At 56.7% G+C, this 23526-nt stretch carries 21 protein-coding genes and 2 pseudogenes; 14 read left to right on the top strand and 9 right to left on the bottom strand.

What is annotated here, in order from left to right:
* Positions 1–179 precede the first annotated feature (179 nt).
* From RGCCGE502_RS33665 to RGCCGE502_RS33640, 6 genes and pseudogenes are all read right to left on the bottom strand, one after another.
* Positions 180–2156 carry an argininosuccinate synthase-related protein gene (locus RGCCGE502_RS33665; protein WP_016558710.1) on the bottom strand — a complete coding sequence of 659 codons (1977 nt, stop codon included), beginning with the start codon at positions 2154–2156 and terminating at the stop codon, positions 180–182.
* Between the two features lie 2 nt (positions 2157–2158).
* The gene (locus tag RGCCGE502_RS33660) at positions 2159–3085 is read right to left on the bottom strand and encodes a DMT family transporter (protein WP_051158768.1); all 927 of its coding nucleotides are present in this window, start codon (positions 3083–3085) and stop codon (positions 2159–2161) included.
* Between the two features lie 508 nt (positions 3086–3593).
* A pseudogene (locus RGCCGE502_RS36320) lies at positions 3594–3731 on the bottom strand (DDE-type integrase/transposase/recombinase); the annotation flags it as partial.
* Between the two features lie 62 nt (positions 3732–3793).
* Positions 3794–5011 (bottom strand): SfnB family sulfur acquisition oxidoreductase, encoded by a 1218-nt coding sequence (locus RGCCGE502_RS33650; RefSeq protein WP_016558708.1) that lies wholly within the window; start codon positions 5009–5011, stop codon positions 3794–3796.
* Between the two features lie 324 nt (positions 5012–5335).
* Complete coding sequence (locus RGCCGE502_RS33645; protein ID WP_176705748.1) at positions 5336–6433, bottom strand: M16 family metallopeptidase; 1098 nt, start codon at positions 6431–6433, stop codon at positions 5336–5338.
* Positions 6434–6663: 230 nt separating this feature from the next.
* Complete coding sequence (locus RGCCGE502_RS33640) at positions 6664–8025, bottom strand: M16 family metallopeptidase (protein WP_019280650.1); 1362 nt, start codon at positions 8023–8025, stop codon at positions 6664–6666.
* A 964-nt stretch (positions 8026–8989) separates the two neighbouring features.
* On the opposite strand from RGCCGE502_RS33640, the gene RGCCGE502_RS33635 reads away from it, so the two are divergent.
* Positions 8990–9436: a lipocalin-like domain-containing protein gene (locus tag RGCCGE502_RS33635; protein WP_040676203.1), complete on the top strand. Its 447-nt coding sequence runs from the start codon at positions 8990–8992 to the stop codon at positions 9434–9436.
* A 236-nt stretch (positions 9437–9672) separates the two neighbouring features.
* Here the strand turns inward: RGCCGE502_RS33635 and RGCCGE502_RS38625 are convergent, their stop codons facing one another.
* The 3 genes and pseudogenes from RGCCGE502_RS38625 to RGCCGE502_RS38875 all read right to left on the bottom strand — a co-directional run bounded on the left by RGCCGE502_RS38625 (position 9673) and on the right by RGCCGE502_RS38875 (position 10333).
* A complete protein-coding gene (locus tag RGCCGE502_RS38625; RefSeq protein WP_071224943.1) occupies positions 9673–9906 on the bottom strand; it encodes a nucleotidyl transferase AbiEii/AbiGii toxin family protein in 234 nt (77 codons plus the stop codon).
* Between the two features lie 107 nt (positions 9907–10013).
* Positions 10014–10094: pseudogene (locus tag RGCCGE502_RS39415) on the bottom strand (hypothetical protein); the annotation flags it as partial.
* Between the two features lie 116 nt (positions 10095–10210).
* Complete coding sequence (locus RGCCGE502_RS38875) at positions 10211–10333, bottom strand: hypothetical protein (RefSeq protein ID WP_280114314.1); 123 nt, start codon at positions 10331–10333, stop codon at positions 10211–10213.
* A gap of 31 nt (positions 10334–10364) precedes the next feature.
* On the opposite strand from RGCCGE502_RS38875, the gene RGCCGE502_RS39355 reads away from it, so the two are divergent.
* From RGCCGE502_RS39355 to RGCCGE502_RS33565, 13 genes are all read left to right on the top strand, one after another.
* Positions 10365–10949 carry a DUF433 domain-containing protein gene (locus RGCCGE502_RS39355; RefSeq protein ID WP_016558703.1) on the top strand — a complete coding sequence of 195 codons (585 nt, stop codon included), beginning with the start codon at positions 10365–10367 and terminating at the stop codon, positions 10947–10949.
* Between the two features lie 271 nt (positions 10950–11220).
* The gene (locus RGCCGE502_RS33620; protein ID WP_019280648.1) at positions 11221–11985 is read left to right on the top strand and encodes a DeoR/GlpR family DNA-binding transcription regulator; all 765 of its coding nucleotides are present in this window, start codon (positions 11221–11223) and stop codon (positions 11983–11985) included.
* A 251-nt stretch (positions 11986–12236) separates the two neighbouring features.
* Complete coding sequence (locus RGCCGE502_RS33615) at positions 12237–13292, top strand: Gfo/Idh/MocA family protein (RefSeq protein ID WP_016558701.1); 1056 nt, start codon at positions 12237–12239, stop codon at positions 13290–13292.
* Positions 13293–13297: 5 nt separating this feature from the next.
* Entirely contained in the window at positions 13298–14278 is a 981-nt protein-coding gene (locus RGCCGE502_RS33610; protein WP_244441841.1) for a carbohydrate kinase family protein, read from the top strand.
* 215 nt (positions 14279–14493) lie between these two features.
* Positions 14494–15336 (top strand): sugar phosphate isomerase/epimerase family protein, encoded by an 843-nt coding sequence (locus RGCCGE502_RS33605; protein ID WP_016558699.1) that lies wholly within the window; start codon positions 14494–14496, stop codon positions 15334–15336.
* A complete protein-coding gene (locus tag RGCCGE502_RS33600; protein WP_016558698.1) occupies positions 15336–16157 on the top strand; it encodes a PIG-L deacetylase family protein in 822 nt (273 codons plus the stop codon). The genes RGCCGE502_RS33605 and RGCCGE502_RS33600 overlap by 1 nt, the downstream gene beginning before the upstream one ends.
* Positions 16150–17262, top strand: a complete 1113-nt coding sequence (locus tag RGCCGE502_RS33595) for a Gfo/Idh/MocA family protein (RefSeq protein ID WP_016558697.1) — start codon at positions 16150–16152, stop codon at positions 17260–17262. The genes RGCCGE502_RS33600 and RGCCGE502_RS33595 overlap by 8 nt, the downstream gene beginning before the upstream one ends.
* A gap of 17 nt (positions 17263–17279) precedes the next feature.
* The gene (locus RGCCGE502_RS33590) at positions 17280–18161 is read left to right on the top strand and encodes an alpha/beta fold hydrolase (RefSeq protein ID WP_141652472.1); all 882 of its coding nucleotides are present in this window, start codon (positions 17280–17282) and stop codon (positions 18159–18161) included.
* Positions 18162–18246: 85 nt separating this feature from the next.
* On the top strand, positions 18247–19050 hold the full coding sequence (locus RGCCGE502_RS33585) for a BtpA/SgcQ family protein (RefSeq protein WP_016558694.1): 804 nt from the start codon (positions 18247–18249) through the stop codon (positions 19048–19050).
* Between the two features lie 158 nt (positions 19051–19208).
* Positions 19209–19937 (top strand): SDR family oxidoreductase, encoded by a 729-nt coding sequence (locus RGCCGE502_RS33580; protein ID WP_016558693.1) that lies wholly within the window; start codon positions 19209–19211, stop codon positions 19935–19937.
* A gap of 738 nt (positions 19938–20675) precedes the next feature.
* Entirely contained in the window at positions 20676–21965 is a 1290-nt protein-coding gene (locus tag RGCCGE502_RS33575) for an ABC transporter substrate-binding protein (RefSeq protein ID WP_016558692.1), read from the top strand.
* Positions 21966–21985: 20 nt separating this feature from the next.
* Positions 21986–22888: a carbohydrate ABC transporter permease gene (locus RGCCGE502_RS33570; RefSeq protein ID WP_016558691.1), complete on the top strand. Its 903-nt coding sequence runs from the start codon at positions 21986–21988 to the stop codon at positions 22886–22888.
* Entirely contained in the window at positions 22885–23526 is a 642-nt protein-coding gene (locus tag RGCCGE502_RS33565) for a carbohydrate ABC transporter permease (protein WP_016558690.1), read from the top strand. Before RGCCGE502_RS33570 ends, RGCCGE502_RS33565 begins: the two co-directional genes overlap by 4 nt.

Genomic DNA, 23526 nt, shown 5'->3' with positions numbered 1-23526 from the left:
TATGCCGACCAGCTGCATTAACAATCCTGCCGCGGGGGCGAGACCGTCATGCCGCCGATGCCCGAGGAAGAGCAGAGAGGATGTCACGTTCAATTTCAAGCTCATTGAAAATGGTTTGGTGCTTTTGGCATCACGAACGTTCGCTACTCCGATTTTTGTGCTTAAGTTCAAGACTTGATTCATAGCTTCTCGAAGGCGATGACAATGACGTCACGATAGGCGAACGGCAGCTTCGGATTTTCGGTCGCAATCGATGATACATCGTGAAACATCTTGCGGTCGTTGCAGATCACAAAATCATTTGGCAGGTTCATTTCGACATCGCCGAGGAACCGCTTTGAGGCCTCAGTAATCGTGCTTATACCGCCGGTCACGTTAACCCGCGCGATCATGTAAGAGACTATGAAATCCACTCCGTCCTGGTGAAGGCCTTCGGGTGCTGGTTTACCGTTTACACCGTCGCGTGCAACAATCCGGTAGGGATGAAGCTTAATATTCCAACGATCATGTCCTGCGGTTTCACATAGAATTCCGCACAAACCTGTCAGAATCTTGTTTAATACCGGATGATCTATAAAGGATTGTTCAAAGGGCTCGAAGTAGCGCTTGAAGCCGCCATTCAAGTTGTTGACGGCTTTGGATTGCTCGTAAGGGGCATGCGGCAGGAGCCGAAAAATTCCCTCCACTGCGTCATATTCAAACGCGCCATAGCGCCGGTAGCGATAAGTCCCGCCGTCACGCATGTATTCATCGAGAAGCAGGCGATTCCAATGGTCAGCAAAGTTGTTCCAGCCAGCATCAATTTCGATGCCGAAGCCGGCTTCAGTGCGCTCACCTCTCGAAAACCACCATCCATTTGTCGCCAGATGACCAGTGCATTCTTGACTGAGGCTGCGTAGCGCCTGGTGTGCGACCTTTTCATGGGTGTCTCCCGTCTTGGCAATGGCGAGGGGGAGGTTAGAGGACGGTTGGCGGCTCGCGGCTTGGTATTCCCAAAGGTGGCGGTCCGTAATGTATTTCGGCGTTCTGGCTATGATGGACCGAGGTAAAAACCGCGTGTTATCGACTATGTAGCTGACGCTCCCGCTGACGCCCTCGAGTGCGGACGCTATGCCCCGTTCGCACATCTTGTGAATAGTACTGCCCCATGCACCTGAAACCGCCTCCTGGGACCAGGCTTGTTCAAGCCCTTGCTTCAACACGATTGATCCGACGCTAAGGGAAGCGGTTTCGAGGTGCCGTAGCGCGTCCATGATGATGGCCGCAGCGGGGGCCTCGCGGACTTCGAGAACCTTTTCACCGGTTGAGATGTGTTCGAGCCCGACAAAGCGGCCGTGTCCGAATTTACCAACTGTTTTATTCAGGAGCGGGATTGCGTCGATTAGTGCAACATCACGGTCATCAATTGACACGAGATTTCCGTCGACAAACCCGAGTTTGATTTCTACCGGCTGCTCTGCGGAAATATTACGCGTCCAATCAAATGCCTCTTCCGGGATAGAAAAGTTCTCGGGATCGTCCAAAGGTCCAGATTCGAATTCCCGGCACCAGAGGTTTTCGTCCCCGCTCCACGTGCGGTCCGTCACAAAAGTCAATCCGAACTCGGAGAGGGCGGCGGCCTTCTGCTGCCGGGAAATCACCGAGCATTCATAAGGGCTGCCGAAGTTACCGGAAAATCCCGAGCGCTTGATGCTATTGTTAAGGCGCGGAAGGCTATTCTGCGAAAGATTTGCTGTATGAAGAAGCAGCCGTGAGCCGATTGATGTTGCATAACCAACAATCAACGAGGCGATTACGGGACGGCTCAATGAACTGCTTAACGGATAGTTGGCAAGGTACTTGGCGTGGGCCCGAATGGCGGGCTTCACGCCTTGTTCGACAAAAGCTTCCCGCCCTTCGAGGCAGACAAAGCGCGCGCCGAACCTTGCTGCCGTCTGTTCCAGCAAAGGCTTGTCGATGGACGTTCCGACATCCGCTGCGACAGCTTCAATATTCGCAAAGCCTAGGCTTTGCAGCTTGTAGAGAAGGTAGGTACTGTCGAGACCGCCGCTGAACATGGTTGCAACGGGTGCGTTTCGGTCCGGAAAAGCCTCCAGATCTTCGAAACTCAAAATGCCGCCAATAGATGGTTTGATCGAAGTCGAGACGAGGTTCATTGTCAGGTCCTGCTCTCAAAAAAGATGCCGGCAAAGGTTCCCGCGAGGATGAGGCCGGCACCTATGAAGCCCGCTGCGGTCAATGATTCTGTGAGGAGAAGGTGCGCGAGGACGAAACCAAAAAAGGGTTCTGTTCCCATCAGAAAGCCGACCCGTGTCGGCGTCGATTTTCTGACCGCGGCGTTTTGGATATAGAATGCAGCGATGGTGCAGAAGAGTGAAAGGAAGGCGACAGCGCCCCAAAACTGAAGGGTGGCGTTCACAATAAGGCCGTGGATTCCGAATTGAGCGACGGCCAAAACGAAAGTGAGTGTTGCCACCGCGGATCCCTGGATGGCCGTCAGTGCCGCAGACGAAATCTGCCGGCCGGCCAGAAGGCGTTTGGTGGAGACGGCCATAATCGCTCGTAGAATCGCAGCCCCAAGCACGAGCGCGTCACCCGGACTGGACTTGCCGATCCCGCCAGTGAGAATGCCGACACCAATGCAGGATATGGCAGCACTTGCCAATATGCCCGTAGGTGGAAGTCGCCCTGATAGCCCATAGTCAATGATCGGCGTGAAAATTACACAAAGCGAAATGATCAAGGCCGCGTTCATGGCGCTTGTTGATGCGATACCGTAAGTTTCAGTAATAAAAATCGAAAAAAGTATTGTTCCCAGTACGATGCCACGGATGCAATCGCCCCAACAGATCGATGCGATCTCATGTCTTGCCGCCACTGCCATAACGATAGTGGTAATCAGGAAACGATAAAGAATGAGGATCAAAACCGGCGCGTAGAGTAGTGCGCCTTTCGCGACCGGATAGCTCGCGCCCCAAACGAATGCGACACCTAGTACGGCCAGGTCGGCCAAAAAGGATGAGGTCCGTGGCCTCCTGGCACTCTCCAAAACGTTCACGGTCCAGTGTTCTTTGTGCTGGCACATCATCCATCCTACTCTGCAGAACGAGTGCGAACAGTTTAGGCGGTCCACCTAACGCGGTATCGCGGAACCGTCAGGCCTTCCGTAAGGCGCTCATCGATGCCCCCCCTTGGACTTCATTAAGCGGCGTGACGATCGAGCGACTTGTTATCCAGTCGTCGCCCGCGTCTCGGAATGTTCGCATCCGCAGATCTCTTAGTAGCGACTGCCTGAAGCTGAAGGAACTCAGGTTTGTGCCCCACAGTATTATTGGTTCAACAAAGCAAAGACCGTGCCAATCAAGAAAACCACTGATGGACAACATGATCATCTTTGACAGATAGCGACAGATATTCCGACTGCGGGGCATGCAACGGAAGGACAGGTTTCCCGCTGAAGCCCCGCTTGGCAATTCATCAGGGCCCGTCGCAAATGGAAAGTTGAAGGCGAGGCCGCTTCCGGCTCGTAGAGCGGTCTGAACGATCCATTATGAGCCGAATGGCGTCATTTTCGGATACGACTATTCGGGCGTGCGGACGGCTGAGAAGACTGAGATAAGTCGTTGCAAGCCGCCGGCAGATCGAAAACCCTGCATTATCCGTTCTCGTTTGCGAAGTGGCACGTGAGAATTCTCAGCGGGATTGTTAAAAGCTTTTGTTCGATGATGCGGGCGGTTCGTAACGCGGGCACTCATGCTCCCAAGACATAAAAAACCGGGCCCGAACTTAAGGATCAGAGTGAACCGTTCCTGGGCGGAATTACACCGTTCAAGTGGTAGTTTCCGACGGCGTGATATTTCCACCGCACTGGATCGTGCAATGTATGGGTGCGGGCGTTTCGCCAATGACGGTCGAGATTTAATTCCGCTTTAACTGCCGACGTGCCGGCTAATTCAAACAGAGTGTCGGCGGCTTCGATGGCGATTTCGGTTGTCATGACTTTCGTGGCGGCAACCGCTAGACTGGCATCCACAACGTTCTCTTGGCTCGGGACGGTCTGCGCCACGTCAACTTTTCGACCTGCATGCTCCAGAAGGGCGGTGGCAGCTTCCAGGCGGATGGCAAGCTGGCCGCTTCGAACAATGGTCAGTGGGTCCTGGGACGCCCGCTCGACGCCGCTGTCGATCCATGGGCGAGCTTTGTGACGAACGAATTCGACTACGTCCGCGAACGCGGCCCGCGCAATACCAAGATCAATTGCCGCTTGAATGATCTGGCCTACGGAGCCGATCGTAGACGGTCGCTCGAAACCACGATAGTGCGGCACTACCCGACTGGGATCGACGAATACATTATCAAAGACGGTTGTACCGCTTCCGGTGGTTCGCTGGCCAAAGCCGTCCCAGTCATCATATATCGATATCCCCTCTGCCCCCTTCGGGACGAATGACATAGTCAACTGTTTTTTTTCGTTGAGAGCAAAAACAGCAATCCAGTCTGCAAATATAACACCGGTGGAATAATATTTTGTGCCGTTGAGGCGGTAGCCGTATTCGTCGCGCCTGATGCGAGTGTTGTAGTGGCCAACCGTCTTAGTGCCTCGCTCAGAAAGGGCGTTTGCGAACCGGCGTCCCGCCAGAGCCTCCATAAAGAAAGTGCACTGCTGACCCTCGTTCCCGTCCGTGCGAAGGGCCTCCAGGATGTAAAAATGGTTTTGTGGAATCTGGCCAATCGAGCTGTCAGCCTCAGACAGTATGGCCGTTACCTCGGCTAAGACGGCATTGGAAACCTGAAGCCCCCCAAACTTCCGCGGCACTGTGATTGCCAAAAGCCCCGAATCTGATAGCCGGTCCAGCTCTTTAAACGGCAAGCAGCGGTTGCTATCGCGTTCTGAGGCGGTCGCAGCGAAATCGGCCGCTAAATTGCGAGCTATCTTCAACGCCTCGGCCTCGGATCGTATCCGGCTTGCTCCGGGCCTGGCCGAAGCTTCGGATGCGTATGAAGTCTTCATTGGTGTCTCCGTTTTTGCGCCGATTCGTAGAGGAGCTTTTTCGGTCAGAATGAGTTCGTAACGATCGCCCGCAGTAGGTGTTGCTGTCGGGATTCGAAAAACGGCTCGAAGCGAGGGCATGCTTCTTGCCAAACGAATGCCGCTTGTCGCGGATAGTTCGGCGAATTGAGCTAGGTTGCCACGCCTAAGTTGCCCCATTGACCGCCGCTTGGCATTGCTGCTCCGTAGCTACCTCGAATTTTCGCCACCAGCGCGGAACTTGGAGCCCCGCAGGAACTACGGGATGAGACCAGCCGCAACGAGAGGTCCGCGGACTGAGTAAGCTCACCCCCCTCCAATGGATTGTCCCACCACCATCACTGTTGGATCGTGGTCGAACAGCCTCTCCGCGACAGACAGCACGCCATGCGTGGTTACGGCTTGGATCGATTGCGACTGGCGTTCAAAAAATTTGGTGTCTTCACCTCGCTCCTGACTTTCGAGTAGAGTGCTGACAATCGCCTCGGCCGATCCCAATCTTCGGATGGCGTAACCACCAATGAGGTTCTTCTTTGCTATTTCAAGCTCCTCTTCAGTGACGCCTTCCTCCGCAACCCGCCGAATTTCGGCTCGAATGGTCGAGAGAGCTTCAGCGGCGCGATCTGGACGAGTGCCAGCGCAGCGGACAAGAAGCTTTGAGCTGTGATGACGGTTCACAAGGCTGGAACTTACCGAGTAAGACAGACCGCGTTTTTCGCGTACTTCTTTGTAAAGTCGCGACGTGGACGAGCTACCGAGGATATGGTTCATCAACTGGGCGGCAAAATAATAGGGATCCGTGATACCGATGCCGCGGTAGGCTAGACGCAACTCCGTCTTGGGGAGGGGATAGGAGATTTGTACCTGCTGCGCAAGTAAGGGGTTGATATCCGCTATGGGCACTAGTTCAGGCTCGGGCGGTAAGTCACCAAATATCCGCTCTAAATCGTCCGTGAGCGTCTCGGAATCAATCGCCCCGGCCACCGCGACTTCAAGCTTACCACGAGCCACGAGCTTTTGGTGAACGATCTGAAGATCTTTACGCGTGATCGCCGCTATCGTCGTCTCGGTTCCTTCCGGTTGCCTCGAATACTGGTGATCGCCGTACAGGGTCTTCCTCCATGCAGTACGAGCAGCTGCATGCGGGTCATTGGCGTCCGCTTTGATGTCGGTGAGGAACTTGGTGCGGATGCGCTCCACTGAAGCTTGATCGAATCTTGGCTGCATAAGGGCCAGTCTGAGTAGATCGAACGCGGTATCCTTTCGGTCGGCGAGCACTTTCAGGTACCCATAGACGGTGTCGCCCTTTGCGTAGAAGTTCATTTCGGCATCAGCCGCATCCAGCCGTTCCCTATATACTTCAGCCGCAAGATCCCCGGCCCCTTCTTCGAGCAAGCGCGTCATCAATGCGACCTCCCCTTCCTTCCCGAATGAATCCTGCACGGACCCACCCTTAAACGAGAACGCGAGTGCGATGACTGGAAGCGTATAATCCTCCCATAGCCAAGCTCTTACTCCGCGGCCGGCTTGAAGTTGTTGTATAAGATGACGTCCTGGCTCCGAGGGTGAGACGTTGCAGTTTTTGAGCGTTCGTAGGGGTGTGCAGCACTCCATGAGCGCGTGTTTGAGAGTCATCATGAATTAGCTCCCACTTCAGCTTGATGCGGTGCGAGGTACCCCACGACCGAGCGGTCGGGATTAAGGTATTTTTTGGCCACCGACTGCACGTCTGCCGGCATTACGCCCTGGATCCTCCGTGGCCACGCGTGCAGATGTTCCACAGTGCTGCCGGTCGCAAGGGCCCTGCCGTATATTATTGCAAGCTGTTGCGTCTGATCGCACTCAAATATCATTCCGCGAATTAAGCGGCGCCTCGATCTATCGAGTGCCTCATCAGTGACGCCTGAAGTTTTGATGTTCTCGATCGCCTCGTTGATGCCCCGATGTACGTCGGCGATGGTAGCGTCGGCCTGTGGTGACCCGTGCACCCGGAACCTAGACCGGTCGAGCGCTCGGCCTTCGAAGGCGGCAGAAGCTTTGGTGGCTATCCCCCGTTGAACCACCAGCTCCTTGTAAAGCCTGCTGTGCTGTCCCCCGCCGAGGATGTCCGCCAGCAGACTGAGGGCCACGGCTTCGCCATGATCCGCGCCCGTGTATGATGTCGTCACCCACGAGATTGTCAGTTGTGGTACAGATACGCGCGGATCCTTCAGGACGACCGTGCGACTGGTATCCTGCTTCGGTTCCTGGGGCCTGTTTCGGCCCAGAACGTCTGGGCCACGCGGTATGAGGCCGTAGGTCTTCTCTGCGAGAGCTCGTACTGTCTCGACGTCCGCGTCGCCCACCACGACAAGCACCGCGTTGTTTGGCCAGTAAAAACGGTCGTAGAATGCGAGGGCATCTGCGCGATCGAGCTGCTTCATCTCATGCATCCACCCGAGGACCGGGGTGCCATACGGATGGTTCTGATAAAGGGTCGCCCGCAGTGCCTCGTCCAGGCGAGCGCTTGGACTATCGTCGACGCGCCAGCGCCGTTCTTCGAGAATGACATCGCGTTCTGTCGCAACTGCGGTTTCGCTCAATTCGATATGCCTCATTCGATCGGCTTCGAACTCCATCATGGTTCCCAGGGCTTCCGGGGGTATCGTCTGAAAGAAGGCGGTGTAGTCAAACGACGTGAAGGCGTTGTCCCTGCCCCCGAATTCGGCGACCGCCTTGCGAAATGCCCCTGGTTTGTGCCTCCTTGTGCCCTTAAACATGAGGTGTTCCAGAAAGTGGGCTATACCAGACTTTCCCGGAGGCTCGTCGGCGGCTCCTGCTTTATACCAAACCATGTGAGTGACGATTGGCATGCTATGATCTGGGATCACGACCACTTGCATACCATTCCCAAGGCTAAAATCTGCCGCCACCGTGCGCTCGCGCTTACTTTCGTCAATCGCCTCTTCGGGCGACTGCAAGGCGTTCAGCGCATCTGCGTTGCAATTGAGTTCCATACTCATTTCTCCCATCGGTTTAGCTCCTGTCTGGAGCCGTCCTGTCGAACGAGGAAGCACGGCTTTCGCTAGGTGCTCTCCAGCTGAGAATACCCAGTAAGCCAGCTGTCTCCGCCTTCATGTTGCCTTCTTGCGTCTCCTGCCCGACGACAGATGCTAACTGGCGGGCCACGCAATAGCCGCCTGTCCATGCTTCATCACGCCCAAGCCAGGGCTCGTGCAAGTTCGGGGATCTGAACCAGCAAGAAAACCGACCCTAAAGCACCGACCCGACAACGATGTGTCTCACCCGGTCGGCTTCGAACTCCATCATAATCCCCAAAGCTTCAGGGGCTACCGTCTGGTAGAAGGCGGTGTAGTCAAATGAGGTGAAGGCGTCTTTCCTCGCCCCCGGTTTCGGCGACCGTCTTCTCGAACTCCCCGGCCTTGTGCGTCTCCGCGTAGCTATTTTGCGCGTCGGTGCTCTCAATCTTGCATGAAAGGAGCAACTCTTGTGCCAAGAGAGCTTGTTCCCTCGTTTGAGCTCTTTGACTTGGTTAGAAGGCAACAGTACTGCAGCGGTCAGATCCGGTTTGTCCGGGACGCGACATCATCCGACAGAGTGTGTGGGGCTGGCCCGAACTTCGCCCCTCGTGGCAACAGGGCTTCCGTTGATGTTATAAGCGACCACACCACACGAAGACGATATCCTCGGCAACTCCCGAAGGGTTCCGAAGCGAACAAGCCACCTCCGGTGTAGGAAAGAATGACAGGAGCACCGCAGGTAAGGCGTCCTACGTCATGGCGCGCGTAACAGGCAAAGAACCATTTGGCGCTAAGATCATGTGTCTATCATTGGAAAGGATATCCGTTTGGCATAGCGGCAGATGGATTTGATATTGGGCAACGCGAAAAACGCGCTCTAGCTTTGCAGCCCACTGGCCAGACACTCTTCTAGCCGCGCCAGATCGAAGGGAGCTTCATAATGGCAGGACATTCAAATGCTGACCCTGATTTGACTGGTGCTCGATCGCTCACCGGCACGTGGAAGCTTAAGCGGTGGGTGATGGAAGACGTGGACACAAAGGAACAAGAGTTCTCGCCGTTCGGACAGCACCCCGTCGGCTATGTCTTCTTCTCATCATCGGATCGCATATTCGTTCTCATCACCGCTGAAGATCGCAATCCGGCTGAAGGCGTCCACGGGGAGAGTGCCGCGTTCCGAAGCTTGTATACGTACTCCGGGAAATATCGGCTGGAGAACAATCATTTCATCACGAAGATTGACATTGCAGGCGATCAAAACTGGGTAGGCTCCGAACAACAACGGAGCTATTGCGTGAACGGTGACATCCTGATCATCGAAAGCGCTCCGGCTACGCGAGCAGGAAAGACAACGCGCGGCATCTTGGAGTGGGAAAGAGAGCGATAAGCAGGGCCCCGTCGGAGATGGGACTGAGGCGGCCCCGCCGCAGCCTCGGCGTAGTCCGCGCGCGCAGCCGGGGAGATGCGCTGCGGAAAATATATGACAATGTGACATTCCCAGACTCCCTTGAAGACCCACCAGGGCTTCTTGATGGCGTCCTCTGACAAGGCTTCGGCCTGAGCGAGCGGAAGTAGTGGCCGCATATCTGTCAGCAGCCGCGGGTTCGCCAGCTTCGCGAACATTCATTCCTCGGCCTGGGCGCGGGATATCGATTGACCAGCAAATTGAAGATAGCGGCTAAACAGGTCGGCAACCAGATCAGCATCAAGCTTGTTGGACACCTCGATGGCATGGGCAAGATCATAGAGATCACGGCCCTTGTCGCGCTGTAGGAGGGCCCGAAGCTTTGTGGCCAACATTTCCTCCCGGGAGAAGGTCGGAATTCCTGCCTCGCCGGTGAACCAGGGGTTATCCATCCGAAATAGTAGAGCTTGCGACGGATCGGAGGCTTCGATTTCGCGTGCATGCTTTCGACCTTGAGCCGAATGGGCACGCCGCTTCCGTCTTCCGCCTCGACACGGAAGTGAAATTTGGGGGCGACGGGGCTCTGGTCGAAGTGCGCCCTGCCAAGCAAAGGTTCCAGAACTTCTCGCAACCGATCCAGGATTGGTCCGATCGGGCCTGCGGTTGTTCGGACAAAATCTATGTCTTCCGAGTAGGGAAGCGGCGTTGGGAAATGAAGCTTATTAGACTAAGCGCCGTACCGCCGCGAAAACGCAACTAATTTAGGTCATTGAAGATATCGATGAGTGCGCGGCAGATGATGAGATCCTGCTCGACCTGACGCTGATCCGCCCGTGAAACGATGCTCCCCCACGCCACAATGTTCTGAGCGGGGATCATTCGTGATCTCCGGCGAGCGGCGCACAATCATGTGCCAGCGATCGTCGCGCTCCTGCGGCGCCGGTGTGAAATCCGGGTCGCGCGTCTCGTGTCGGTCGAGCTCCATCCTGGCGCGCGCCCTCAGGGCCGCGTGCATCGGTTCCGCGCGATCCTCATGTCCCAGCCGCTCCAGAAGATGACCGAGACGTTGAACGACTGGACGCTCTGCCGCGTCGGACAGTCGGCGAGCTGGGAAGGGTCGATTTTTCAGCGAGGTCCAAGAGGACTGTCGCGACATTGTCGATCCCACCTGAGCGAACGGTTGGACGACCTCGCCGCGGCCCGAGAAGCCGTGGCATCATCGCCCGACATCCTTGGCGGGACGCCTGTCATTCACGGCACCCGCATTCCTGTCTATGATGTTGCCGCGTCCATAGCGGCAGGCGGTTCGACGGAACGGATTCTCGAAACGTGGCCTAACCTGAATGCAGAAAAGATTAGGCTCGCGACGATCTACGCGGAAGCCAATCCTTTGCGTGGACGTCCGCGTGCTTTCACCGACCTTCCCGAAGGATCGGTCATCCTCACGGATCGTCGCGTTCCCCGTCGCGGTAGACGAGATGAAGTTTCTGATTGATGAGTGCCTCAGTCCTGAACTGGCCAAGATGGCGCTGGAAAAAGGTTATGGTGAAACGAGCCATCCCGTTTGAACGAAACTCCGGTACGCCTTGCCGAACGAGTAGCAGCGTGGCGAGGAAACTAAATCTGAGCCGGGCAACCCGAATAGACCGTCTTTTACAAGCATTGTGTGGCAAGCCTTCATCTTCTCGATTGCGGACTTGACGACGCACCGCTAAGCAAAGAGGGTGTGATACACGAAAACGTGCGATGTGCATCCGAGGACTAAAATGACAAATGCGGCCGAGAGGCGTCGCCAAATGGTGGAGCGCGCTCAAAAGACGGGTTACGTTCCCTCGAAGATCATCGAGGACGAGTTTGGGGTCGATAGCTCGACGATCCGTCGTGATCTCGCTCGTCTTGAAGCCGAGGGACTTATCATCCGTACCCAGGGCGGTTTCCTGTCAATCGAGACTAAGGAAGGGTTTGACTATCCTTATGAACCAAGGCGAAAATTTCGCTCATCGGTCAAAGGGCAGCTCGGACAATACGCGGCGGGCCTGGTGAAGGATGGTCAAACTGTACTCGTCGATAGCGGCTCGACCACATGGCACGTGGCAAATAGCCTCAAATCCAGGCAGAACCTGACCGTGATCACAAACGATCTTCAGATCGCAATGTTGCTCTCGGAATGCAGTAACATCAATTTGCACGTCACGGGCGGCGTACAGGTCGATACCGTCTATACGCTCGTCGGCCCCAACACGGTCGACTACATCAGTAAAATTCACGTCGACATCGCTTTCATCGGTGCCGAAGCCGTGGAGGCAGAGCTTGGCTTGAGCAATGTCAACGTCATCGAGGTGCCGGTGAAGCAGGCAATGATCCGCGCAGCCGATTGCGCCGTGCTTGTTGCCGATAGTTCAAAGCTCGGGAAACGGTCCCTTGCCCGGGTCTGCGGTATAGACGAGCTTTCGCAAATCATTACCGACAGTCGGATCGACGCGGGACAGCGCAAGGCCTTCGGCAAAAAGCTCCAAATCGTCGAAGTGTAATACGTCGCAGGGCCTACTGGGCAACCGAGCCGCCGCACTTGCGTTAGGAATCGGATTGCGTATTCCGCAGACACGCCTCCCCCAGCTTCGGACATTAGCTGCGATCACTGTGCGATATCCTCCGGGTTTCGAGCAGAGGGTTATCGTTGCCAGATAATGCACACTATCGTGCATTTATCGCTTGACCGCACACTATCGTGCATGCTTCATAGTGGCAACGAGATTTCGATCAATCGTTCCGGAGAGGCGAAGTGACAAAAGACAAGTTGAAGCTCGGCGTGGTTGGCTGCGGCCGTATTGCCCAGGCGGCGCATTTCCCTGCAGTCCAAAAGGCAAAGAATGTCGAGCTGGCTGCGGTATTCGATCCAAGTGCACTGCTTGCGAAGGGCGCGGGTATGCAGCTTGGTGTTCCCGCCTATACGGAGCAGCAGGAATTTCTGAACGCCGACCTCGACGCCGTGCTGATTGCCATTCCTGACCGGTTCCACGTGCCGGTCTCCATCGCCGCCCTCCAGGCCGGGAAGCATGTTCTTGTCGAAAAGCCGGTCGCCGTAACCGCGTCGGAAGCGGAAACATTGATCGACGTTCTCGGCAAAACCGGCCTCCAGTTGCAGGTCGGCAGCATGAAGCGGTTTGATCCGGGCATTGCTCGCGCACAGCAAGTCATCGCCGCAGGCGACATTGGCCGGATGTTGAGTGCGCGTTGCTGGTATCGCGTGATGTCGGAGCTGCGTCCACCCGTCGAGGCAACCTTGTTTCCGGCCATGCTGGTCGATCAAGACGTGCGAAGCCGCGAGACGGCGCTCAAAGCTGCCAACCGGAAGACACATCTTCTGGCGACGCATGGGATCCATACTTTTGATCTTATGCGCTTCCTTCTCGGCGACTTTGCAGTGTCGGCAGCAACTATGGCGGTCGACGGCGCCGATCACTCCTGGCACGGCATTGCAACAACGGAGGGCGGTGCTGCTGCATCTTTCGAAGTAACGGCAAGTGTTCATGCCGAATGGACTGAAGGCTTCCAGGTCTACGGCAGCAAGGGACATATCAGCGCCGAGATCCCTTTTCCGTTCTCACGCGCAGCCAGCAAGGTTCGCATTTTCCGAGCCGAGAACTCCAGCTACGAGGAACCGATCTTCGGCGATACGGACGCCTATAAGTTGCAGGTGGAAGCCTTTGCGGCAGCAATCCTCAACGGCCAGCCGGTTCAGCCGACCGCGCTTGATGGCCTGAAGGCGCTCGAAATCGTGGAGTCCGTCAATTTGCTCGCCGCTCGTGCCGAGCCTGATCATCGCAAGTCGGCGTGATCGCCATGAGCTGCTCCTCCAAGGCGATTGCCGTGATCGGGAATGTTCAAGCCGACCTGGTAATGCGGCCGGTGGCAGCCTTGCCTCCCCCCGGCGAAGAGCGGTTCGTCGACGACGTCAGCTTCCGACCCGGGGGCAGCGGCGGCATAACCGGGATGGTGCTGGCGGCAGCCGGAGCGCCAGTTCGACTGTTCGGCTCATTAGGCAATGATCCGATCGGTGCGGTTATCCGTTCGATGCTTGCCGCGGTTGGGGTGCAAACTTCTGACATCACGTCGGTCGAGCAACCGACTAGCATCACGGTGGCGCTGGAGGCAGCTGACAGGGAGCGGTCTTTTCTTACGTCGCTTGGTCATATGGAGACCTTCTCCAAGAGGGATCTATCAGATGATGCGATGGCAGCGCCAATCACGCTTCTTACTGGCTTCTTCACGACCCCGGCCCTTCAGCCCGACGTAGCCGAGCTCGCCTGGCAAGCGCGTCAGAATGGCAGCATCGTCTTGTTCGACCCTGGCTCCGACCAGGCCGGCTGGTCAGGATCCGTCCGCGACAGGCTCCTTGCTGTGATCCAGGAGTGCCACTGCTTTCTGCCAAATGAGGCGGAGCTACTGGCCCTAACCGGCGGTGAGGACGTGATCGAGGCGTTGGAGGAATTACGGCAAAGCTTCGCCGGAGCGGTGGTCGTGAAGATGGGCGCGAAAGGCTGCCTGGTTTCCGCAAGCACAAACGCTGCCCCGGTCGAGATCCAGTGTGTTCCGGTCGAGGGGCCGGATACGACTGGCGCGGGAGACAGTTTCAACGCAGGCTTTGCGCTCGGATTATCCCGCGGACAAGACTGGGCCGGCTCAGCACGACTTGGGGCCGCGATTGCCTCAGCGGTCTTGAAGCAGCCGGCAATGCGTCGCTATCTCACACTTCAGGATCTTGAGAGGCTTGATGAGCCGCCCGGTCATGATGGGAACCGGGTCAAGGATTCTGCGCCATAGTCGGATGCCTAACGCGGGCTGTACCAGCAGCTCGCCCTCCCGGGGGGATGGCGCGTCATCCGGCTCGCCATCCCTTCGCAAACATCGAAAGATTGAACTTAGCAGGGTGACCCGAAACTTGAATATCGCCTTACAGCGCCAAGCATGGCTATCGGCTCTGCCGCTCATCGCATCAAACGACGCCCACGGGCAACTTTAAAACATGGACTGACAAATTGATCCACCTCGGAATCTTCGCCAAAACCTTCGATCGCAAGACAAGCGCGAGGCTTGCCGATGCAATCGCGCTTGCCGGCTATGAGTGCACGCAGTTCAACATGGCCAGCATCGGCCTCGATACCTTGCCGTCGGTCGTGGACAATGGTCACCTCGAAACCGTGCGGCGTGACTTTGCCGCGAGCAAGGTGACCATTCCGGTTATCTCCGGGACATACAACATGATCGCCCCCGACTCGAAGGTTGTCGAAGAGGGAAGACAGAGTTTCCGCGTGCTCGCCGAAGCAAGCAGAGCACTTGGCTACTCGACGATCACGCTTTGCACCGGGACCCGCCATGCCACGGACAAGTGGAAAATCCATCCCGACAACGCTGGCGAAGAAGCCTGGAGCGCGTTCCGCGGCGAACTCGACCGCCTGATCGAAATTGCCGAGACGCATGATGTTGTCCTTGGTGTTGAGCCTGAGCCATCCAATGTCATTTCCTCGCCGGCGAGTGCGCGGCGCCTCCTCGACGAAGTTGGCAGCAACCGCGTCAAGATCGTGTTCGACCCTTTCAACCTCGTTGAATGGAGCAAACGCGATTATGCATCCGACACCCTACTTCGCGCCTACGATCTCCTCGCGGATGCAACGTCGATCATTCATGCCCAGGATATGCGCAACGACGGCAAGCCTTGCGCGCCCGGGACAGGCTTCATCGACTTTCCCAAACTCCTCAACCTGTTTGTCCGAGGCGGCTTCTCGGGTCCAATCATTGCCCACGGTTTCGACGAGAGCGAAGCCGCCTCGACCGCGGCATATCTCTGCGATCTTCTTCCGCCAAAGGAGCCGGTCCATTGATGGGAAAGGTCGCCACGCGTCATCTCTTTCTGTCGCCGCATCTCGACGATGCGCCATTCAGCTGTGCCGGGCTTATCAGAAAGCTGACGAGCGCTGGCGACGACGTCATCATCTCGACCTTCATCACCGCCGACGCGACTGGCGCGCTTACGCCACTCGCGCGCCGGTTTCATGGCGCCTGGAACCGCGGCGACCACCCCTACGCGATCCGCCGGAAGGAGGACCTGCGCGTCGCCGAGCTCCTTGGTGCGCGTTACCGCCACGAGGGTTTCCTGGATGCGATCTACCGTAAGGATGACAATGGGGAGCCGATCTATAGCGATATTCCGCAGCTATTTGCCGGACTGAAGCTCGCCGACCAAAAACATGTCGAGGCGGCTACAGCCAGGCTTGGCCATATCATCGCTGAGGAGTGTCCCGACATTGTTTATGCGCCGATTGGTATCAGCCGTCATGCAGATCATCTCATGGTGGTTGCGGCCGCCAAAGATGTCTGCCTCGGCCGCCAGACGCTCAGGCTTTACGAGGAATTCCCTTATCTGCTCGGGAAATTCCCGGCCGAATACCCGATAACAGTCGAACGCGGCCTCGAGCTCTCGGGTTGGCAGCAGGCAGTCCCTGAATTCATCGACGTGGAGCTTGCGGCTCGGATCGAGGCCGCACGGCTCTATCCGAGCCAGATCTCCGAAATCTTCGGCAACGACGCCGGTCTCGTCGAAGCGATGCGACGACATGCCGAGCGGTACGAAGCGCGCTCCGGCCGGGAGAGACTGTGGACACCAAGACACCCAGTACCCCTTGAAGGAATCGCCGATGCCTGACGACCTTGACTGTGGAAGCGCACCGCTTCGTGTTCTCGCCGTCGGTCTTGGCCATATGGGCATTTCGCACGCTGCGGCTATCACTCGAATCGACGGTTTTGAACTGGTCGGTATTTGCAGCCGGTCGGTGCTTTCAGTGGAAGTGCCGCCTGCATTGTCATCCGTCGATCGCTTCAATGATTTCGACGAGGCCCTGAAGGGGCTTAAGCCAGACGCGGTCATCATCAGTACTTATCCCGACACCCATGCCGATTTCGCGATCAAAGCAATGCGGGCCGGAGCCCATGTCTTCGTGGAAAAGCCGATGGCGCGGAGTGTTCAAGAGGCTGAATACATGGTCGCCGTCGCCAAGGAAACACAGCGCACTCTCTATATCGGCTACATTCTCCGCGTCCATCCCTCGTGGCGCGAGCTCATTAGGCGCGGCAAAGAACTGGGCAAACCGCTGGTCATGCGGATGAACATCAATCAGCAATCAATTGGGCATTCTTGGACCTGGCATAAAAACCTGATGAAGTCCCTGCCCCCGCTGGTCGACTGCGGCGTCCACTATATTGACGTTATGTGCGAACTGACGGGAGCCAAGCCGGTTCGCGTCCATGGCATCGGCGCGCGGCTCACAGATGAGATCGCCGAGGACCAGTACAATTACGGTCAGTTGCAGGTGGCCTTCGATGATGGCTCGATCGGCTGGTACGAGGTCGGTTGGGGCCCGATGGTGAGCGAAGTCGCCTACTTCGTGAAAGACGTCGTCGGGCCAAAAGGTGCGGTCAGTATCACGATGAGTGAACAGGGTGACGCCGCCAATGAGGGGGCATCAACGACCGCGTCTTCGGACATCCTAAACCATGTGAAAACGAGCGCGCTGCGGATCCATAATTCTGCGCTCAATCCGGACAATTCCCTGAAACACGCCGACGAAATCATCAGGATGGCCGACGAGCCTGATCATGACGCACTTTGCGAACTTGAGCAGCGCGCGTTTCTCGGCGCCATCCGAACAGGTGCGATTGACACGCCAGACCTCACAGCTGCGGTGGACAGTCTCCGGGTCGTTCTTGCCGCCGACGAGAGTATCCGCACCCGGCGTCACATCGACCTCTAGGCAGAGAAGGTTGCGACTTGACGAATAATAGTTCCATTCGATCTCTCAGCGGTGCATCCCTGAATGTCGTCAGTCGCGGCAATCATGGGCTCCCCGTATTGTTCCAGCACGGCCTCGGCGGTGACGCGCACCAGGTAGCGCGCATTTTCCCCGACGATGAGCGGTTCGCTCTGACCACGATCGAATGCGCCGGGCATGGTGGCTCGTCCTGCCCGCAGCCGCCCGCCTTTTCGATAGAGGCCTTCTATCAGGACATCGAAGCATGCTCAGCTGGGCGGTTCCCGGACGGCTTTGTTGTGGGCGGCATCTCGATGGGCGCGGCGCTTGCGCTCGCGCTTGCGATCCGGAACCCTTCGCGTGTGCGCGGCCTGATCCTGGTGCGCCCCGCATGGTTTCTGGACAAATCTCCTGACAATCTCGAGCCGATCCGGGCAGTCAGCGAACTGCTGCGGAGATACCCGCGCAAGAAGGCTCTCGAGATCTTCATTTCGAGCGATCTTGCCGCTCGGATAAGACGATCAAGCCCAGACAACTACAGCACTTTGACCGATTACCTCGGAGAACACCAGCCTGAATGGCTTGGGAAACTGCTGTCGGACATCGCAGGAGACGGTGTGGAATTGTCTACCGAGCAACTTGCGGCAATCAAGGTTCCGACGCTCATCATCGGCGTCGACGCGGACGACATCCATCCCTTCACGCTCGCCGAAAAACTCCATCGGTTGATCCCGGGCTCCCGGTTTGAAAAGGCGCCGCGGAAGGACGACGTTTACGCCAAACCCAGCTATGCCGGGCGAACAGCCGAGCTCATCGCAGACTTTCTTGGCGAGATCGAAGAGCCAACGCCAGACAGGCGCGACAGCACCCGGGGCCCCGACGAGAAATCAGCGTTGAACTGAATTCCTGCGGAGGCGGCCCGTTCCGCAGACACGACTCGTCATCTTACTGAAGACCATCAATCAGCAACACAAAGAGGAAAATCCGATGCAATGGCCCAAAGAAATCTTCCACGTCGATAAACCCGTCATCGCCATGTGCCACCTCCAGGCACTGCCTGGCGATCCAGCCTATGATACGGCCGGGGGCATGAAAAAGGTTATCGACAAAGCTCTTGCCGACCTTACGCACCTTCAGGACGGTGGCGTCGATGCGGTCATGTTCTCAAACGAATTCAGCCTTCCCTATCTGACGAAAGTGCGCCCGGAGACCACTGCCGCCATGGCGCGTGTGATTGGCGAGGTGATGCCATCGATCAAGATCCCCTTTGGCGTCAACGTCCTTTGGGACCCCATCGCCTCGATTGATCTGGCCGCCGCGACCGGTGCACTGTTCATCCGCGAAATCATCAGCGGCGTCTATGCGAGTGATTTCGGCCTCTGGAATACCAATGTCGGCGAAACCGTACGCCACAAGATGCGTCTCGCCCCGGACTTGAAGTTGCTTTACAACATTGTTCCCGAAGCCGCCTCCTATCTCGGCAACCGAAACATCGTCGATATTGCAAAGTCCACGGTGTTCAACAATCGCCCGGACGCGCTTTGTGTCTCAGGTCTAACCGCTGGCGCCGAAACCGATACGCAGATCTTGTCGAGCGTCAAAGCCGCAGTTCCCGGTACCGTCGTGCTGTGCAACACCGGTTGCAGGCTCGAGAACGTGGAGCGCCAGCTATCGGTCTCCGATGGCGCGGTTGTAGGATCCACGTTCAAGATTGATGGTGTGTTCGAAAATGCCGTCGATCCGGCCCGTGTGAAGGCGTTCATGGATAAGGTGAAGTCAATTCGACATTAGGCCCCGGTCCCCGGTTTGAACGGACCCCGGGACTTGGGTCTGTACGCTCTCCCCTTGATCGGGTGAGCGAACCTGGGTCAACGCTTAGCGGTAACATGCAGGGGGCTCGCTCTTTTGCATGTTGCCGACCACAAGTTCCATCATTCTGGAGGATTGAGATGGTTTACCCCTTTAAAGACAAAGTCGCTCTGATCACTGGAGCGAGCTCCGGCATCGGACTGGCGACAGCGCGTGCATTGGCTGCGCAGGGCGCTCAGCTTGCCCTGACCGCCCGCCTGGACACTGAGTATTCGAAGCTCGTTGAAGAGTTTTCGGGCCGGGCCTCGATCGTGGCCGCCGACCTGTGTGAAGACGGAATGGTCGAAAAGGTAGTCGACCACCACCTCAGGACTTTTGGCCGAATTGATGTTTTAGTGGCCAGCGCCGGGATGTTCCATCAGGGCTATGTACCGGATGATGATCCCGAAATATGGGACAGACTTATCGGACTGAACGTCAACAGCGTCTTTCGGACAATCCGCCGCGTGCTCCCAAGCATGGTGGCACAACAGGCCGGTGATATTATCGCACTTAGCTCCGTTTCGGGACATACGGCGATCCACCACGAGCCAGTTTACAGTGCGTCGAAGCACGCCATTCAGGCTTTCATACACGGCCTGCGCCGGCAAGTTGGGCAGCAAAACATTCGTGTGGGGGCTGTTGCTCCAGGTATCGTTCTGACAAAACTTACCGGCTACACGGACGAAGAACAAATAGCAGAAAAAGTCCGACTGGGTGAAGGCGTGCGAGCAGAAGACGTCGCTGACGCGATTACCTTCATGTTGTCGCGCCCTCGACACGTCACGATCCGCGACCTGGTGCTGCTCCCGAGCAATCAGCCGATCTGACATTCGCCACGTTGAATGAGCTGTACGAATACCAGCCCTCCAGCTAATCACCGCAAACGCGGGGGGCAGTTGGGGGGCGAATCACGCACGGGGTGCGCTCAGGACGCGGCAACGGATATCTAGTCTTTCGAGTATGATGCATATTGAGACCGGCTGCACGAGGTCGTGCATCAATTTACGACAACCTGCAGCAGATCGGCACATCATCCTCTTTTCGATCGCCTGGCAATCTTGTTCGGCGCAGGCATAATTATTCCCGACGAGAGGCGTTCGAGGGGCCAAACTAACGGCGATGGGCCAGCCGGCATACGAGAAACGTTGACCCCTATTTTTCCTTCCCGCGAGCGGAGCTTGTCAAAGTGTATTGGACATTACCCGACCCACGGCATTTCGGCAAAATGTCCCTGGTCTGATCTAAGTCCACTCGCTCGCTGCTAACCCCAAACATGAAGGTCCTACATCCATCAATCGATTTTTGCGAGTGCGCGCGTCGATAAGATCCGACGAAGTTGTATCGCACGTTATCGCGCATTTTTAGACTTGACTGCACGCGAACGTGCATATCATATGTTGGCAACTGGGGGAGGCCAGTGATGGTGGAGCGGAGCATGAAACTGTTCAGGAGAGTCTGTGGGCTGTCGCTGTCTGCGCGTAAGCGTTCAGTCAGCCTTGGAGCGCGCTCAATACCAAAAGATTCTCTTCCCGGCCCGAAATTCAACAAAAAAAGGGGTTCAACCAATGCAATCGATCATTTCTCGTCGTCACCTTCTGAAGACTACCGGAGCCGCTGCTGCTGCGGCGACGGCCAGTAGTCTTTTCGGCCGCTACGCGCAGGCGCAAGACGCTGAACTTTCTGTGTTCGGCCCGCTACCGCCAGATCCCGCTCCTCCCGGAGCGGCCAAGTTTGCTGAGGCGGCGTTTGAAGCGTGGAAAGCGGCAAATACGACATCCGTAAACTATGAGATGCTGGCGTGGCCGCAACTTCATGACCGGATGGCAACTGCTTTTGCATCGGGATCCGCACCTTGGGATATCATGTACATGTGCGCGTGGGTCCCCGAGTTCGAAAGCTTCCTCTATCCTTTCGTCGACGATCTTCCGGCCGAATTGATCGCCGACCTTCCGGAGTCAAGTTTCAAGACGGTCACATGGAAGGGCAAGCGCTATGGAACAGTCTTCACGCTGTCGCTGCTCAATCTCTTCTATAACAAAGAGCATCTTGAACAGGCTGGTATCAAGGAGCCCCCAAAAAATTGGGACGACTTCAAGCGATTTACGAAAGAGTTGACCCGCGACGGACGTTTTGGCTACGTCTCGAACTATGCGGAGGCGGCCGGCATCGGCGGGGCCGCGAGCTACTGGATGGCATTTCTGCAGCAGGCTGGCGGTACGATGTACGGCGAAGACGGCATGCCGGTCTTTAAAAGTGATGCCGGCGTCGATGCTCTCCAGATGATGGTCGATCTGAAGGCGGCCGGAACCGAGCCGGGTTCGATCTCCTACGCCGGGATCAATGACGCCACCAACGTCTTCTCATCCGGTCGCGCGTCGATGATGATGAACTGGCCATTTATGTGGGCGACGGCGCAGGATCCCAAACAGTCGAACATCGTCGGAAAGATGGGCGCTACGATACTTCCTGCGGGCCCTGCAGGTTCCGCCTCGATCGACGGCACGGACGCCTGGACGATTAGCAATGCCAGCCAACATCCGGACAAGGCCCGAAAGCTGGTTGAGTTCTTTATGTCAAAAGAAATTCAGAAGCGTCAGGCGCTCGATACCGGGTGGTTGCCGTCCCGACTGTCTGTCCTGGGCGATCCAGAAGTCCAGGCGGCACTGCCGATCGCAAAGGTGGTGCTTGAGCAGGCGCAACACCCCTATGAGAGTTTTGTCACGCCAGACTTCACCGAGGTAACGCAGGCGATTGGCACCGAAGTTCAGAAGGCGCTGCAAGGGCAGAAGACGGCTGCGGAGGCCATTGCTGAAGCGCACGATCTGGTGACGGCGATCGTCAAGCGTCGCGGATGATGTCCCCAGAGGTGATATAGATGGCCACAACATTCGAGAAACGCCGACAGAAGGTCGGCGTTGTTCTTATCGCCCCTGCAATGATCGTCATAGCCGGGATACTTGGTTATCCCATCGTAAGGTCGGCATTACTCGCGCTTCAGGACGTCAAGCTCAGGGCCGGCAAACTCGATCAGGTCTGGGTTGGACTGGCCAATTTTAGGCAGATGTTTTCTGACCAAGGTCTGCAGCACGCCGCACTAAACACGCTTTACTTTTCCGCAATGGAGGTCATCCTCGTTGTCGGGATCGGTTTGGGCGTTGCGCTGCTTTTAAACCAGCCACAGGGCAGAAGTGGGTTTCTAAAGATATTGCTTGTTGTCCCTTGGGCGATCGCGCCAGTGGCCAACGCCGTACTGTGGAAGTGGATTCTCAACTCCAACTACGGAGTTTTGAATGCTCTGCTGAAGACAATTGGACTGATCGATAGCTACCAAGTCTGGTTGGGAACGCCGTTTAGTGCATTGAACTTCCTGCTTCTCGTCGACGTATGGAAGTCGATACCTTTTGTCACACTCCTGATGCTGGCAGGTCTCCAGCGGGTGCCTGGCGCTCTGCACAAGGCAGCGTACATGGATGGCGCAAACAGCTTCCAAAGCTTTCGCTATATCACACTGCCGGCCATCAAGGACGCTATCGGGATTGCAGTGATCCTCCAGACGATCTGGTCGCTACGGGTATTTGATATCATTTTCGTTCTCACGCGTGGGGGCCCCGCTGACGGAACAGTGCTTCTGAATTTCCTGGCCTACCGGGTCACGTTCAATTTCCTTGATATCGGCTACGGCGCGGCAATCGCGAACGTCATCTTCATCCTGACGTTCATGCTAGCCATTGGCTATCTGTGGCTCCTCAAACCCAAGCCCACGGCAGGTGCAAAATGAGCTTTCAGGTCTATCGCAACGGCGGGCCAGTCAAAAGGATTGCTGTCTATCTCTGCTTGACCGCGTTTGTTGTCTGGTCAATTGCACCGATCGTATGGCTTATTGTGTCAAGCCTGCTGGAACAAAGTGCGTTGATCGCCCAGCCACCGGATCTTTCGCCATCCAACTTTACGATCGACAACTTCGTCACCGTGGCGGCATCTGCAGCTGCGCTCGGGCGTGGCGTGGTAAACTCGCTCATCGTCTCGCTGTTCTCCACGGCACTCGCCCTGGCTCTAGGAGCACCGGCAGCCTACGCGCTCGCTCGCCTGTCCGTTCCCTTTTCGAATGCGCTCGGGTTCATCATTCTGGCAACACAGATGCTGCCGGGTATCGCGATTGCAATACCGCTCTTTCTGATCATCAGCTATTTGGGCCTGATCGACAGCGTGCTGACCTTGGGCGTCGTTTATCTGTCGTTCAACCTCCCGATCGTCATCTGGATTTTGCGCGGATTTTTCCTCAGCATTCCCGTCGGGATCGAAAAGGCTGCAGCCGTCGACGGCGCGGGTGTGCTGCGAACATTCTGGTACATCATCTTGCCGATTTCGATCCCCCCTATGGGAGCGGCCGCCGTGTTCGCGTTCATTGAGGCCTGA

Source organism: Rhizobium grahamii CCGE 502 (assembly GCF_000298315.2).
GTDB lineage: Bacteria > Pseudomonadota > Alphaproteobacteria > Rhizobiales > Rhizobiaceae > Rhizobium > Rhizobium grahamii.
Note: the sequence above shows the minus strand (reverse complement) of the source record. Positions and strands in the feature narration are given on the sequence as shown.

Coding starts and splice junctions, on each gene's coding strand:
- RGCCGE502_RS33665 (WP_016558710.1), bottom strand. CDS start 2,156: ATGAACCTCGTCTCGACTTCGATCAAACCATCTATTGGCGGCATTTTG.
- RGCCGE502_RS33660 (WP_051158768.1), bottom strand. CDS start 3,085: ATGTGCCAGCACAAAGAACACTGGACCGTGAACGTTTTGGAGAGTGCC.
- RGCCGE502_RS33650 (WP_016558708.1), bottom strand. CDS start 5,011: ATGAAGACTTCATACGCATCCGAAGCTTCGGCCAGGCCCGGAGCAAGC.
- RGCCGE502_RS33645 (WP_176705748.1), bottom strand. CDS start 6,433: ATGACGCGCTTGCTCGAAGAAGGGGCCGGGGATCTTGCGGCTGAAGTA.
- RGCCGE502_RS33640 (WP_019280650.1), bottom strand. CDS start 8,025: ATGGAACTCAATTGCAACGCAGATGCGCTGAACGCCTTGCAGTCGCCC.
- RGCCGE502_RS33635 (WP_040676203.1), top strand. CDS start 8,990: ATGGCAGGACATTCAAATGCTGACCCTGATTTGACTGGTGCTCGATCG.
- RGCCGE502_RS38625 (WP_071224943.1), bottom strand. CDS start 9,906: ATGGATAACCCCTGGTTCACCGGCGAGGCAGGAATTCCGACCTTCTCC.
- RGCCGE502_RS38875 (WP_280114314.1), bottom strand. CDS start 10,333: ATGATCCCCGCTCAGAACATTGTGGCGTGGGGGAGCATCGTTTCACGG.
- RGCCGE502_RS33620 (WP_019280648.1), top strand. CDS start 11,221: ATGACAAATGCGGCCGAGAGGCGTCGCCAAATGGTGGAGCGCGCTCAA.
- RGCCGE502_RS33610 (WP_244441841.1), top strand. CDS start 13,298: ATGAGCTGCTCCTCCAAGGCGATTGCCGTGATCGGGAATGTTCAAGCC.
- RGCCGE502_RS33600 (WP_016558698.1), top strand. CDS start 15,336: ATGGGAAAGGTCGCCACGCGTCATCTCTTTCTGTCGCCGCATCTCGAC.
- RGCCGE502_RS33595 (WP_016558697.1), top strand. CDS start 16,150: ATGCCTGACGACCTTGACTGTGGAAGCGCACCGCTTCGTGTTCTCGCC.
- RGCCGE502_RS33585 (WP_016558694.1), top strand. CDS start 18,247: ATGCAATGGCCCAAAGAAATCTTCCACGTCGATAAACCCGTCATCGCC.
- RGCCGE502_RS33580 (WP_016558693.1), top strand. CDS start 19,209: ATGGTTTACCCCTTTAAAGACAAAGTCGCTCTGATCACTGGAGCGAGC.
- RGCCGE502_RS33575 (WP_016558692.1), top strand. CDS start 20,676: ATGCAATCGATCATTTCTCGTCGTCACCTTCTGAAGACTACCGGAGCC.
- RGCCGE502_RS33570 (WP_016558691.1), top strand. CDS start 21,986: ATGGCCACAACATTCGAGAAACGCCGACAGAAGGTCGGCGTTGTTCTT.
- RGCCGE502_RS33565 (WP_016558690.1), top strand. CDS start 22,885: ATGAGCTTTCAGGTCTATCGCAACGGCGGGCCAGTCAAAAGGATTGCT.